The following is a 13,497-nucleotide window of genomic DNA, read 5'->3' as shown; positions in this document are numbered from 1 at the left end:
ATCAAGCGCACCGGCATCGTGCTTGACGGCGACATCCAATCTCGCCAACACCGAATCGAAGAGAGTTGTGTCTCTCAAGCGATGACATCATTCAAAATAAGTAAGGGCCATGGAATCACTGGGATCCCAAGACCCTTACTGCTGCATGCTGCTTAGCGTCTACTTGCTCACGTTAAATTTGAACTCGACGATGTCGCCGTCCTGCATGACGTAGTCGCGGCCTTCCTGGCGGAGCTTGCCCTCCTCCTTGATGACGGCCATCGAGCCGTCGGCGGCGACGAAGTCGTCGTAGGAGACGATGTCGGCCTTGATGAAGCCCTTCTCGAAGTCGGTGTGGATCACGCCGGCGGCCTGTGGGGCGGTGAAGCCCTTGTGGATCTGCCAGGCGCGCACTTCCTTCTCGCCCGCGGTCAGGAACGTCTGCAGGCCGAGCACGTCGAAGCCGACGCGCGCCAGCTGGTCGAGACCGGACTCCTTGAGACCCGCGTCCTCGAGCATCTCGCGGGCGTCCGCCTCGTCGAGCTCGGTCAGGTCGGCCTCGAACTGGGCGTTGAGGAACACGGCCGGCGCGGGGGCGACGGAGGCGGCGAGCTTCGTCTTGAGCTCGTCGTTGGCGAGCTCGTTGTCGTCCACGTTGAACACGTAGATGAACGGCTTGGCGGTCATCAGGTGCAGGTCGTAGACGGAGTCCTTGTCGAAGCGGCCCTCGCGCGCCGCCTTGTCGAGCGTCTCGCCGCCTTCGAGGATGGTCTTTGCCTCCTTGACCGCGTCGAAGTACTCCTGTTCGATCTTCTTGCCGCGCAGATCCTTCTCCAGCTTGGGCAGCGCGTTCTCGATGGTCTGCAGGTCGGCGAGGATTAGCTCCGTGTTGATGGTGTCGATGTCGTCGGCCGGATCCACCTTGCCGTTGACGTGGACGATGTCGTCGTCCTCGAAGGCGCGCACGACCTCGCAGATCGCGTCCGCCTCACGGATGTTGGCGAGGAACTTGTTGCCGAGGCCCTCGCCTTCGGAGGCGCCCTTGACGATGCCGGCGATGTCGACGAACGTCACGGTGGCGGGCACGATCTTCTCCGTGTGGGCGAGTTTGGCGAGCACCGGCAGGCGGTCGTCCGGCAGCGGCACGACGCCCGTGTTCGGCTCGATGGTGGCGAACGGGTAGTTCTCGGCGAGCACGTTGTTGCGGGTCAGTGCGTTGAACATGGTGGACTTGCCGACGTTCGGCAGTCCGACGATTCCGATAGTTAGAGACATGCCCTCCAGTCTAAGGGCGAAAGCGACAACGCCGGCGCAGCGGCGCGCGTCCGTCCGCGGCGCGCGCGAGCCGGGTGGCGGGGCGGGGGAGCGCCGTCTGTGCACGCATGTCCATTTCCGATTTCCGACTATCCGATAGCGGGGTATAAGCAATCTTCATAGCGACATTCCCGCCGCAAGGGTTTCCGATGTGGTCCGTGTGACGTCGTGACCTTGCCTCAGGTGTTGGAACCATTGGTTTTCCAGAGGTGATGTTAGGTTTTCGTGATTGTTCCGACATCTCGCAAATCGAAACCGAGTGTGAGATGATGGTTGCAAATGTTCGATATTTGGTAGAATCGGCTGGTCTGTTACCCGTTATTCTTATGGGTAGCAAACGGATTCGCCCCGACCGGGCGGATCGGATCCGGTTCCGCACGACATGTCGGGCCCGCCGGGGACGAAAACAAGACAAGAAGAAACCGCAAGACAGAATCGCGCACCCGCGAACAACAATGACCATGACATCAAAGCAAACCAAGACCAGGGAAGGAGGACGGCAGTGAGCTGGGAAGTCATCCAACGTGCGCTCCCATTGTTCGAGAAGGCGTTCGTCCTGACGCTCAGGCTCTCCGCCGTCAGCGTCGTGCTCGCCACGCTGCTCGGGCTCGTGCTCGCGCTGCTGCGCGAATACCGCGTGCCCGTCCTCGCCCAGATCAGCACCGTGTTCCAGGAGCTGTTCCGCAACACCCCGCTGCTCATCCAATTGTTCTTCCTGTACTACGGACTGCCGTCCATCGGCGTCAAGTGGAGCGCCGAGACCTGTGCGGTCGTCGGCATGTCCATCCTGGGCGCCGCCTACATGTGCGGCGCGTTCGAGGGCGGCTTCACCGGAATCCCGCGCGTGCAGAACGAATCGGCGCGCGCCCTCGGCCTGTCGCCGCTGCAGATGATCCGCCACGTCACCCTCCCGCAGGGCCTGACGCGAAGCGTGCCCGCCGTTGCCGCGAACGTGATCTTCATGGTCAAGGAGACGTCCGTGTTCACGGTGATCGCCGTGCCGGAGCTCACCAACACGGCGCGCGACCTGATCGGCATGTACTACCGCAGCGACGAGTACCTGCTCATGCTGGTCGTCGCCTACGCGATCATCCTGATCCCGCTGTCCGTCATCCTCACGCTCATCGAAAGGAGGGTCCGTCGTGGAACCTTTGGCGATAACTGACGCCGCGGGCGCCGCATACGTCACGGTGGCCTCCGGCGCGGGCGTCATCTTCACGGGAGACAATCTCACGCGACTGCTCTCCGGTCTCGGCACGTCCGTGACCGTCGCAGGCCTCGCGCTGATTGTCGGCATCCCGCTGGGCATCGTGCTCGGCGCGCTGCGCATCCTGCACAATCCGTTCCTGCGCGCCATCCTGCGCCTCTACCTCGAATTCTTCCGCATCGTGCCCACGCTGGTCATCCTGTTCCTGTCCTACTACATCCTGCCGCGCGAACTCGGCGTGCAGGTGGACGGCGTGACCGTCGCCGTGGTCGCCTTCGGCCTGTGGGTGGCGGCGGAGATCAGCGACATCGTGCGCGGCGCCCTCATCTCCGTGTCCGACCATCAGGTCGACGCGGGCAAGGCGCTCGGCATGAACGGCCTGCAGATTCTGTGGTACGTGCGCATCCCGCAGTCCGTCAACCTCATGGTGCCCGCCACCATCAACCTGGCCGCCCGCGTCATCATGACCACGTCGCTGCTGCTGCTCATCAGCGTCATCGACGTGATCACCGTCGGCCAGCAGATCATGGAGGCGAACCGCATGACCCATCCGGACGCCGCCTTCTGGGTGTACGGATTCATCTTCTTCCTGTATTTCATCATCTGCTGGCCGCTGGCGATGATCGCCAAGGCCTTGGAGAAGCGAGCCAAGGAGCGTAACAATGGCTGAAGCCGACAACGAAACCACCGCCAAGGGCGAGGAGCCGCTGCTCTCCGTGCGCCATCTGCGCAAATCCTACGGCGACCACGAGGTGCTCAAGGACGTGAGCTTCGATGTGAGGCGCGGCCAGGTGCTCGTCCTGCTCGGCCCGTCCGGTTCCGGCAAGTCCACGCTGATTCGCTGCCTCAACGGTCTGGAGACCATCCAGGGCGGCGAGATCCGCTTCAAGGGCGAGGTCGTGCCCAACAACAGCGAGAAGGCGTGGCGTCGCCTGCGCACCGAGATCGGCATGGTGTTCCAGAGCTACGACCTGTTCCCGAACCTCACGGTCGCGAAGAACATCGAACTCGGCCCCACCAAGGTGCAGAAGCGCCCCAAGGCCGAGGTCGACGAGCAGATGGACAGGCTCCTCGCGGACGTGCAGCTCTCCGAATACAAGAACGCGTACCCGCGCGAACTGTCCGGCGGCCAGAAGCAGCGCATCGCCATCGTGCGTGCGCTCGCCATGAACCCGGAGCTCATGCTGTTCGACGAGGTCACCGCCTCGCTCGACCCGGAGATGGTGCGCGAGGTGCTCGAGCTCATGCTGCGTCTCGCCAAGCGCCACATGACGATGATCGTCGTCACGCACGAGATGGAGTTCGCGCGTCGCGTCGCCGACACCGTCATGTTCCTCGAGAACGGCGTGATCCTCGAACGCCAGTCCGGCTCCGACTTCTTCACCAACCCGGAGACCGACCGCGCGAGGAACTTCCTCGACAGCATGTCGCCCGTCGGCGACGAGTGACATGCCGGGCGCCGGCTCCCGGAAGACCCGGACCGCCGGTGCCTCACCATCAAGATTTACCAATCCATCAACCAACAGAGAGAGGGGAACCATCATGTTCAACCTGAAGAAGATCGCCGCCGGCGTGCTCGCCGCGGCCACGCTGATCTCCGTCGCCGCGTGCGGCAACGGCCCCGACCCGGCGGCCGGCGGCTCGTCCGCGTCCGGCCAGCAGGGCCAGACCGTCGAGCAGATCAAGAAGGCCGGCAAGATCCGCATCGCCACGTTCGGCGACCTGCCGCCGTACGGCTACGTGAAGAACGACGGCACCCGCGCCGGCTACGACGTGGCGCTCGGCAACCAGGTCGCCAAGGACCTGGGCGTGAAGGTCGAATGGGTGCAGGTCAACGCGGACGGCCGCGTCGACTCCCTGAAGTCCGACAAGGTCGACCTCGTGCTCGCCAACTTCACCGTCACCGACGAGCGCAAGCAGGTCGTCGACTTCGCCAGCCCGTACATGAAGGTCTCCATCGGCGTCGTCTCCCCGGACAAGGCGAAGATCACCAGCGCCGACGACCTCAAGGGCAAGGATCTGGCCGTGACCAAGGGCACGACCGCCGAGACCTACTTCACCCAGAACTACCCTGACGTGAACCTGCAGAAGTTCGACTCCAAGACCCAGCAGTTCCAGGCGTTCAAGGACGGCCGCGTCGCCGCCCTCGCCGACGACAACACGTACCTGTACGCGTGGGCCAAGGACAACCCGGGCTACACCGTCGGCATCAAGACCCTGGGCGACGAGTCCACGATCGCGCCGGCCGTGAAGAAGGGCAACAAGAGCCTGCTCGACTGGATGAACAATGAGATCAAGACCCTCACCGACGACGGCTTCTTCGAGAAGGCGTACGAGAGCGAGCTCGCCCCGAGCTTCACCTCCGACATCAAGCCCGAGGACGTCATCATCAAGTGACGCGGGCGATGGCGTGACGGCCGTATGACGGCTGTCCGACAGCCGTACGACGAGGCGGGAGGCTCCGGTCCACGACCGGGGCCTCCCGCCTTTCGCGTATCCGCGGCGCATGCCACGCGGCGGCCGCTGCTCCCTCCGCGCGCAGGCTCCCAGCCGGCCGCAAGGTTCCGGTGAACAAACACGTGGCATAATCGGGGGCATGCGAATCGTCATCCAGAAAGTCTCCCAGGCGAGCGTCGACGTGGTCAACGAGCTCGGGACCATCGACCCCACGTTCGAGCCGCAGCAGATCGGCCACGGCTACATGATCCTCGTCGGCGTGTCCGACGCGGACGGCGACGCCGAGATCGCCTGGCTCGCCCACAAGGTATTGAACCTGCGCGTCTTCGAGGACGAGCACGGCAAGATGAACCGGTCCATCCAGGACGTCGGCGGCGAGATCCTGTCCATCTCCCAGTTCACGCTCTACGCGGACGTGCACAAGGGCAACCGCCCCAGCTTCATCAAGGCCGGCAAGCCCGAACACGCGGACCTCATGTGGATCCGCTTCAACGAGGCGCTGCGTTCCGGCGGCGTGCCGGTGCGCGAAGGCCGTTTCGGTGCGCACATGCGCGTCGGCCTCGTCAACGACGGGCCGGTCACCATCGTCATCGACACCGAGACGGATATGCCGCACAAGGCGTGACCAGCCCGTGGACGGACCACCCGGTCCGTCCGCGCATCCATCAGACATTCGAAAGGAAACCCATGTTCCCAGCCATCGACCTGACGAACATCGACCTCAGCGGCCTCGACCTGTCCGTCTTCGACCGCATCGCCCTGTGGTACGGGAGCCTGCCCGCCGAAGTACGCACCTGCCTGACCGTCGCCGTCGGCGCGGCCATCGCCTACGTGGTGTTCAGGATCGTCGTCAGGCTCATCAAAGGCATCATCGCGTCGGTCATCGCCGCCGTGCTCGCGTTCCTGCTGACCACCGTGCCCGGCAACATGCTGCTCTCACAGGCGTACGACCGCGTCGAACAGCAGGTGACCACCAGTCTCAACCAGTGACATCCCCTCCGCTCCCGGCTCCGCGGCCGCGGCAGTCACGTCTATAGTGGACCATGGAGCCGGACGATGATTGCGGAGGGGCGTATGCGTGTGTTCGATTTCGACGGGACCATCTACGACGGGGAGAGCCTGTTCGACCTCTACCTGTTCAGCGCGCGATACGACATGAAGGTGTTCCGCCATCTCGCCCCCGTGCTGCGCTACGCCGTCAAATACAAGCTGGGCAAGGCGACGCTCGAGCAGATGGAGCACGGCGTGGGCAAGGTGGCGCGCAGATACCTGAGCGACCTCTCCTCGTCGAAGGGCGTCGACGCGTTGCGCGTGAGCGCCCTGAACGACGCGGCGAAGGCGGGACTCGGCGACGACATCCTCGCCGCCGACGCCTCGGTGGTCGGCGCCGACGACCTGACCGGCGGACTGAGATCGCTGGTCAGCGCGTTCTGGGACCGCAACATGAGCAAGATCAAACCGTGGTACGAGCCGCGGCCCGACGACGTGATCCTCACCGCCTCGTTCGACGTGACCGTGGGGGAGGCATGCCGCAGGCTCGGCGTCAGGCGTCTCATCGCCTCCACCATCGATCCCGCGACCTTCGAGGTCACGTACCTCAACTTCAACACGAACAAGCCGAAGCGTCTGCGCGAGGTGCTGGGCGCGGACGCCGTCATCGACGAGTTCTACACGGACAGCGCGTTCGACCAGCCGATGATCGACATGGCCCGCAAGGGGTTCATGGTCAAGGGGAACGCCATCACGCGGGTGAAATGAATCACGTGGCGGCCGGTGACCGGCCTGCGGCCACGCCCCGACGGCGTGTCGCGGTTTGCCCTTCAAGCGCTTCAGGCGCGTACGGTGGGAGCCGTCGGCACGATGCGAAACCGCGTATCGGACGACGGCAACGATGAAGGAGACGAATATGAGCGAGACGATGAAGGCCGCGATCTTCGTGAAGCCCGGCGAGATGGCTGTGCGCGAGGTCCCGAAGGCGCGCGTCGAACAGGACACGGACGCCTTGGTGCGCGTGGTGCGCGCCTGCGTGTGCGGCTCCGACCTGTGGTACTTCCGCGGGCTCTCCCCGCATCCCGAAAACAGCCAGATCGGCCATGAGTCGATCGGCGTGGTCGAACAGGTGGGCGCGTCCGTCACGACCGTCGCCCCCGGCGACTTCGTCGTGCTGCCGTTCCCGTACAGCTGCGGCAAGTGTCCGGTGTGCGAAGCCGGTTTCGAATCCGTGTGCCCGCACGGCGGCTACTTCGGCGCCAGCCAGGCCGAATACGTGCGCGTGCCCGAAGCGGACGGCACGTGTGTGAAGGTCCCCGGCTCCCCGGAGGACTATGACGACGAGACGCTCGCGTCGCTCCTGACCATCGCCGACGTGATGTCCACCGGCTACCATGCCGCCGTCTCCGCCGAGGTCAAGCCCGGCGACACGGCCGTCGTCATGGGCGACGGCGCCGTCGGCCTGTGCGGCGTCCTCTCCGCGAGGATGCTCGGCGCGACGCGCATCATCGCGATGAGCCGTCACGAGGACCGCGCCGCCCTCGCCCGCGAATTCGGCGCGACCGACGTCGTCGCCGAACGCGATCAGGCCGCCGTCGACAAGGTGCTTTCGATGACCGGCGGCTACGGTGCGGATGCGGTGCTCGAATGCGTCGGCTCCAAGCAGTCGTTCGACACGGCCATCGGCCTCGCCCGCCGCGGCGCCGTCATCGGCCGCGTCGGCCTCCCGCATGACGTGGAGATCAGCGCCGAAGGCACGTTCTACGGCAACATCGGCATCAAGGGAGGCCCCGCGCCCGTGCGCCACTACGACTTGAAGTCCGGCCTGCTCGACGCGGTCGTGAACCACGAGATCGACCCCGGCCGCGTGTTCACCGGGGTCTACGACCTCGACCACATCCAGGAGGCGTACGAGGCGATGGACCGGCGCGAGGTCATCAAGTCGCTCATCCGCTTCTGACGCGCCGACGTTCCGGCCGATCCGAACGCCGCGCCCGGAGCCGACCGAAACGCGAATGGCCGCGTGCCGCCCCACCGAACCGGGGGCGGCACGCGGCCATTGCGTATGATGGGTGGCAGCGCGGAAGGAGAACACGTCATGGCGGTACCCGAAATCGAACGCCGGTGGATCGGCAAGTTCCAGGAGAACCTGTCGATCATACGCAAGGTCGCCGGATGGACCACACAGGAGCTCGCCGACGAACTCGGCGTGGCCCGCCAGACCGTCTCCAACCTCGAGACCGGCAAGACGCCGATGAGCAAACTCCAATACCTCGCCCTGCGCACCGTGTTCAACGCGGAGATCGCCGAACACGACAACCGCGACCTCGCCCGCGTCATCACCACGCTCGTCGACGATCCGCTGCAGGGCGAAACGGACGGCGACGACACGGACGACGCGACGGAAGACGAGAAGACAAGTGGCGACGATGCGCGCGACGGCGGTGCGACGACGGACGGCGGCGACGCTCCGGACACGGTCGGACGCGCGCCGTCGCCGGACACGTCGCACAAGCGCGGCGCCGCCGGCGTGACGTCACGCGCCGCGGCGAAGAACGGGCGCATGACGCCCGGCGCCGCCATGCGCATCCTCACCGTCGTGACCGGTGCGCTCGCCAGCGGCGCCGCGGCGGGCGCGCTCACGTTCCTCATGTTCCCCGACGGCGGTCTCGGCAAGCGCTGACGCGGCGGCATCGGCTACAGCCCGAGGATCTCCTTCTTCTTCGCCTCGAACTCCTCCTGCGAGAGGATGCCGGCGTCCAGCAGCTCCTTGAGCTTCTTCAACGCGTCCAGCTGCTCGTCCAACGACAGCGACGGAGCCGGCGACGGTGCGGGGGAGGGGGACGGTGCTGCGGACGGTGCGGCGGGAGCGGACGGCGTCGGCGGAACGGATGACGGAGCCGGCGCGGCGGCGGGCGCCGCGGGCGCGGGCTGTACCGCAGGTGCCGCGTTCATCGGGTTGATGGCCTGCGCCATGTTCATGCCGAGCAGCATGCCGCCGTCGCCGAACCCGTGTTCGCCGATGCCCGCGGCGATGCGCTGCTGGGCGGCCATGTTCCCCGCCTGCGCCGACACGCCCTCGTAGGCGGTCACGTCCATGCGGTTCGATGAGAATCGTTTCACCAGTTCGCGCGATTCGTCCGTGAACTCGATGCTCTCGATGCCCACGTTGGTCACTTCGAAACCGAACCGCGGACCCCAGGTGCCCGCGTTCGCCGGGTCGGCGCGCACGGTGCGCGCGATCGCGTTCGACTGCGCCGGCAGTTGGGAGATCCGGTAGTCGTCGGACAGCGAGTTGACGGCCACGCTGAACGACTGGATGAACTCGGACAGGATCTGCCGTCGCGCGCCCGGATCGTCGAACGAGTACGAGGTGACGTTCGCCGGTACGAAATTGCGCACGAAGCGCACCGGATCGGTGACCTTGAGCGACATGGCGCCGCGGGCGCGAATCTCCAGATCCGTGTCGTAGAAGCGGTCATGGTAGACGAGCGGCGACGGGGTGCCGAACTTCACGCCGCGAATCTCACGCAGGTTGATGAACGCCACGTATTTGGTGACGCCCGGCTGTCCGCCGAACGTGAACCGGTCGGCCACCTGGTCGATGAGCGAACCGAACCCGTCGCCGGCGAGGACGCTCTTCTCCCCGTTGCGGTACTCGTAGCCGCCGGGTTCGCGGATCACGTTCTCGATGCCCGACTGGCTGAAGATGAACGCGGCCGTGTTCTCCGGCACGTAGATGCGCGAACCGTTGGTGATCACGCCGTCCGAGCCCGAATCGTTCGAGCCGCGGCCGTTGTTCGTGCCGCGCGGCACGCCGGGGAAGACGACCGTATGCTCGGCGAACCCGCCGGCGGTGATGATGTCCTTCCACAGGTCGGCGAACGTGCCGCCGAGCGCGCCAGAGAACGCCCTGATGATTGCCATGTTCGATGTTCCTTTTGTCGTTGGAGAGCCGGTCAGGGCAGGCGCGTCTGCCGATCGCAGTACGGGCATTGCACGGTCTCGTGGCGGGCGCCGGACAGCGGCGCGCCGCATCCCTCGCACACGCCCGTCGACTTCGATTCGGGGACGCCGAGACCGGTGCGGAACGCGCCGAACGTGTCCTTCAACGTGCTGCCCAGTTCCTCGGCGCCGGGGATGGCGCGCGAGAACCCGGGCTTCCGCCCTTTGCCGACGATGTCGATCAGTCCCATATCGGTCTTTCGCTCCTGTCCTGTTCGATTGCCGTTCTGTCCGATGCGGCCGTCACTGCACTGTGGCGAGCTTCTGGTTGATGCGCGTCTGCACTTCGATGAAGTACTGCTGGTCCTCCGGGCTGAGCGTCGACTCGTCGATCGCGTCGAGCTTCTGCGCGGTGTCCGTGTACTGCTTCAGCCACTTGGTGTAGTCGACGAGCATCGAGGCGGGCTGGCCGGCCGCATTGTACTTGTTCATGAAGTCGACGTAGCCGTTCATGGTCTGCTCGTAGCTGTCCATCGCGGTCTTGAAATCGTCGGACGCGCCGGATTGCGTGGAGGACTGGCCGGAGGTGTCCGCGCCCGAATCCGTGCCGGTGGAACCGTCGGTGCCGTCAGTGGAGCCGGAATCCGTGGTCGCGGAGTCGTCGGTGGCGTCGTCCGGCGGGTAGATGGCGATGTCCATCACGTTCTTGTTGTATTCGTTCACGGACACGTGCACGCTGTAGCCGGCTTCGTTCTTGCCGTTGAACGCGGTGTCGGTTTTGGAGTAGTCGACGGTGAAGCCCTTCTCCTGCACGGAGGTGACGTAGGACGCGTACTGCGAGGCGTCGGTGTCGCACACGGAGACGGAGAACGAGCTGGAGCTCTCGTTGTTGACCTCTCCGGACGCGGAAGCGGGCTTCGGCAGCTGCGTGGCGAGTCCCGTCGTCGGCCATGCGAAGTCCTTGCAGGTGACCTTCTGGGATTCCTTGAACGACTGCTCCAGGGCGGCGTGGTCCGCCTTCTCCTGGCCCGCGGCGATCAGGACATGCACGCCGCCGACGACGAACGCCGCGACGGTGAGTCCGACCGCGACCCATGCGAGGAGCCGGCCCTGGACCTTGCCGCCCTTGCGCGTCGCGTATACGGCGAAACCGGACAGCAGGCCGTTGAACACGGCGAAAGCCACCACGTCCGACCATTCCTTGAGGGTCGTGAACGCGCCCATGAGGAACAGCGCGCCGATGACGATTCCGGACACCGCCAGCTTGGAGGTCTTCTTCGCCGGTCCCGCGTGCGCGGTCCCCTTGGCGGGGATGACCGGCGTCGCGGGGGCTCCGGTGCCTGCGGCACCGGACGCGTCCGTTGCCGCGGAGACGGGGGACGGGGCGGGCAGCGCGGACGCGGCCGCGTCGAGCGCCGTGTAGAATTCGCCGGCGCGTTTGCCGTTGCCGTCGCCTTCGGTGACCAGCCGTGCCTCGGTGCCGCCTTCCGGCGTCGGCGTCAACGTCAGCGTGAAGCGCGCGTCCTCGTAGTCATGGAAAGTGATCGTGCCGGTGCGGGCGTCCTCCGAATCCAACGTGAACGTCGCTCCCGTGGACAACTGGTCGTGCGCCGCCTGGAACACCTGCTGCGGGGCGGCCTGGTAGATGCGGTCGGCCGCGGGCGCGCGGGCGCGGCGGCCTGCAGCGGTTGCGTGGCCGGTTCGATGGGCTGCGTCGGCTGCTCCGGCAGCGATGCCGGAGTCGGCTCGATGGGCTGGGTGGGCTGGTCCGTGGGGTTGGTCATATCCGGTTCCTTTTCTTCAACAGCAGCATGGTGATGGTGGAGGCGGCGAGCCCGGCGACCGTCACCGTCAAACCGACCGCGATGGCGGTTCTCCAACGTTCGCTCATGACTGCCCTTCCTTCTCTCGTGCATGCGATGCGTCCATGCGTCCCCTTCAATGTAATCCAATGTGAAAACGTAATCAAATTGGCGTAGTGTTATCAAATTGGCATACGTGGATGACGGTGAATCGCCGTCTACGCCACGTGGGGCGTACGATTCCCGCAAAGCCATCATCACGGACGGCTCGTCGCCCGTCCTCAGTCGCCGACTGAATGTGGCCGGATGAGTCTGGACGTGTCTGGACGCGATCGGATGATGGCGCAGCAACGCTGCCGCCAGGCCGCGCCGATGCGCCGCGGGCATGACCACGCACGGTATAAAGGAGATATGGCAATGAACGCAACGGGAGGGGAGCGGCGGCTCACCGAGGAACTGTTGGACCGTCTGCTCGCCAGCGGCAGCATCGACGCGTATCTCGACGAGGAACGCCCACGGGACTATCGCCTCGTCGACTACCTGAAGTTCCTGCTGGACAGGCACGGCTTCAAACGCGCCGACGTGGCGCGCGCCTCCGGCATCAACCCCACCGTCGTCTACGACGTGTTCTCAGGCAAAAGCCGCCCCGGCCGCGACCATGCGATCCGGCTCGCGTTCGGCCTCGGCTGTGACCTGCGCGAGACGCAACGCCTGCTGCGTCTCGCCGGCGTATCGGAACTGTGGTGTCGGCAACGCCGCGACGCGATCGTCATCTGGTGCATCACGAACGGACTCGGCCTCGCCGCCACCGACGACGAGCTCTACCGGTTCGACGAGCCGACGCTCACGCCGCGGGACTGAACGGGAACGGGAGCGACTGGAGCGGTCATATGGACGACACGCAGACCCTGCACGCCATGGGATTGGACGACGCCTACCGCGTCGAACGCACGCTCGCCGACGGGCCGTCCGGCGTCACCGAACTCGTGACGTTGGACGGCACCGGACCGTTCGTACGCAAGAAGATCCCGCTGCGTCTCGCCCGCCGACGCCTCTGGTCCACGCTCGCCGACTGCACGTCGCCGCGCCTGCCCCGCGTCGAGGCGACCTACGAGTTGCCCGACCGGTTCGTGGTCGTCTACGACTACGTGCCCGGCGTCACGCTCGAACGGCACGTCACCGGGAAAGGCCGGCTGGACGCGTCCGAGGCGACGCGCATCGCCGTCCAACTGTGCGAGGCGGTCGGCGAACTCCACGCGCACGGCATCATCCACCGCGACGTGACGCCCGCGAACATCATCATCGCCACGGACGGCGTGCACCTCATCGACTTCGGCATCGCCCGCGAACACGTCGGTGCCGCCACAGGCGACGCGACGGCGCGCGCACGCGACACGACCACGCTCGGCACATGGGGGTACGCCGCTCCCGAACAATACGGGTTCGCGCCCACCGACGCCCGCACCGACGTGTACGCGATCGGGCGCGTGCTCGGCTTCATGCTCACCGGCGTGAGCCCGTCCGACGCGACGGCGTACGGGCGCTCGCTCGCCGACGTCTCGGCGGTGCCGCCCGCGCTGCGCGCCATCGTCGCCAAGGCGTGCGCGTTTGAACCGAGCGCGCGCATGCAGTCCGTGCGGGAGTTACGTGACGCGTTGGAACGGGCGGAACACGGCACGGAAGACAAGGCGCCTTCCGCAACGGTCCCGGTCGCGACATCCACGTCGGCGAGCGCCGGCGACGGCACCGTTGGCGCGTCCGCGCCGACCGGTGCCGTGCGCCGCGCCCCCGCCTCCCGCCGCA

At 66.0% G+C, this 13,497-nt stretch carries 15 protein-coding genes; 11 read left to right on the top strand and 4 right to left on the bottom strand.

Annotation, left to right across the window (positions count from 1 at the left end; translation table 11 throughout):
* Positions 1-159: 159 nt before the first annotated feature.
* Positions 160-1,254, bottom strand: a complete 1,095-nt coding sequence (gene ychF / locus BSTEL_RS09460; protein ID WP_034529956.1) for a redox-regulated ATPase YchF — start codon at positions 1,252-1,254, stop codon at positions 160-162.
* A gap of 541 nt (positions 1,255-1,795) precedes the next feature.
* Here ychF and BSTEL_RS09455 point away from each other — a divergent pair.
* The 9 genes from BSTEL_RS09455 (at position 1,796) to BSTEL_RS09415 (ending at position 8,630) form a co-directional block, all read left to right on the top strand.
* Positions 1,796-2,458 (top strand): amino acid ABC transporter permease, encoded by a 663-nt coding sequence (locus tag BSTEL_RS09455; RefSeq protein WP_034529955.1) that lies wholly within the window; start codon positions 1,796-1,798, stop codon positions 2,456-2,458.
* Positions 2,445-3,170: an amino acid ABC transporter permease gene (locus BSTEL_RS09450; RefSeq protein WP_238567690.1), complete on the top strand. Its 726-nt coding sequence runs from the start codon at positions 2,445-2,447 to the stop codon at positions 3,168-3,170. The genes BSTEL_RS09455 and BSTEL_RS09450 overlap by 14 nt, the downstream gene beginning before the upstream one ends.
* Complete coding sequence (locus BSTEL_RS09445; protein ID WP_051923047.1) at positions 3,163-3,948, top strand: amino acid ABC transporter ATP-binding protein; 786 nt, start codon at positions 3,163-3,165, stop codon at positions 3,946-3,948. The genes BSTEL_RS09450 and BSTEL_RS09445 overlap by 8 nt, the downstream gene beginning before the upstream one ends.
* Positions 3,949-4,042: 94 nt before the next feature.
* On the top strand, positions 4,043-4,897 hold the full coding sequence (locus BSTEL_RS09440; protein WP_034529954.1) for a transporter substrate-binding domain-containing protein: 855 nt from the start codon (positions 4,043-4,045) through the stop codon (positions 4,895-4,897).
* Positions 4,898-5,096: 199 nt separating this feature from the next.
* Positions 5,097-5,582: a D-aminoacyl-tRNA deacylase gene (dtd, locus tag BSTEL_RS09435; RefSeq protein WP_034529953.1), complete on the top strand. Its 486-nt coding sequence runs from the start codon at positions 5,097-5,099 to the stop codon at positions 5,580-5,582.
* Between the two features lie 62 nt (positions 5,583-5,644).
* Positions 5,645-5,947, top strand: a complete 303-nt coding sequence (locus BSTEL_RS09430; protein WP_051923046.1) for a hypothetical protein — start codon at positions 5,645-5,647, stop codon at positions 5,945-5,947.
* A gap of 84 nt (positions 5,948-6,031) precedes the next feature.
* A complete protein-coding gene (locus BSTEL_RS09425) occupies positions 6,032-6,715 on the top strand; it encodes an HAD family hydrolase (RefSeq protein ID WP_034529952.1) in 684 nt (227 codons plus the stop codon).
* A 148-nt stretch (positions 6,716-6,863) separates the two neighbouring features.
* Complete coding sequence (locus BSTEL_RS09420; RefSeq protein WP_034529951.1) at positions 6,864-7,907, top strand: zinc-dependent alcohol dehydrogenase family protein; 1,044 nt, start codon at positions 6,864-6,866, stop codon at positions 7,905-7,907.
* A 138-nt stretch (positions 7,908-8,045) separates the two neighbouring features.
* Complete coding sequence (locus BSTEL_RS09415) at positions 8,046-8,630, top strand: helix-turn-helix transcriptional regulator (RefSeq protein WP_034529950.1); 585 nt, start codon at positions 8,046-8,048, stop codon at positions 8,628-8,630.
* Between the two features lie 14 nt (positions 8,631-8,644).
* Here BSTEL_RS09415 and BSTEL_RS09410 read toward each other — a convergent pair whose 3' ends face one another.
* The 3 genes from BSTEL_RS09410 to BSTEL_RS09400 are packed head-to-tail and all read right to left on the bottom strand — an operon-like array spanning position 8,645 to position 11,515.
* Positions 8,645-9,874, bottom strand: a complete 1,230-nt coding sequence (locus BSTEL_RS09410) for an SPFH domain-containing protein (RefSeq protein WP_034529949.1) — start codon at positions 9,872-9,874, stop codon at positions 8,645-8,647.
* A gap of 32 nt (positions 9,875-9,906) precedes the next feature.
* A complete protein-coding gene (locus BSTEL_RS09405; RefSeq protein ID WP_034529948.1) occupies positions 9,907-10,143 on the bottom strand; it encodes a hypothetical protein in 237 nt (78 codons plus the stop codon).
* 52 nt (positions 10,144-10,195) lie between these two features.
* Positions 10,196-11,515 (bottom strand): DUF6591 domain-containing protein, encoded by a 1,320-nt coding sequence (locus tag BSTEL_RS09400; RefSeq protein WP_051923045.1) that lies wholly within the window; start codon positions 11,513-11,515, stop codon positions 10,196-10,198.
* 590 nt (positions 11,516-12,105) lie between these two features.
* Between BSTEL_RS09400 and BSTEL_RS09395 the strand changes: the two genes are divergently transcribed.
* Together BSTEL_RS09395 and BSTEL_RS09390 are read left to right on the top strand one after the other, a co-directional pair.
* A complete protein-coding gene (locus BSTEL_RS09395; RefSeq protein WP_238567689.1) occupies positions 12,106-12,555 on the top strand; it encodes a helix-turn-helix domain-containing protein in 450 nt (149 codons plus the stop codon).
* A gap of 29 nt (positions 12,556-12,584) precedes the next feature.
* A partial coding sequence (locus tag BSTEL_RS09390) for a serine/threonine-protein kinase (protein WP_156963265.1) occupies positions 12,585-13,497 on the top strand: 913 nt, incomplete at its 3' end.

Origin of the sequence: Bifidobacterium stellenboschense (assembly GCF_000741785.1) — a bacterium.
GTDB lineage: Bacteria > Actinomycetota > Actinomycetes > Actinomycetales > Bifidobacteriaceae > Bifidobacterium > Bifidobacterium stellenboschense.
This window is presented reverse-complemented; position numbering and strand designations above follow the sequence as displayed.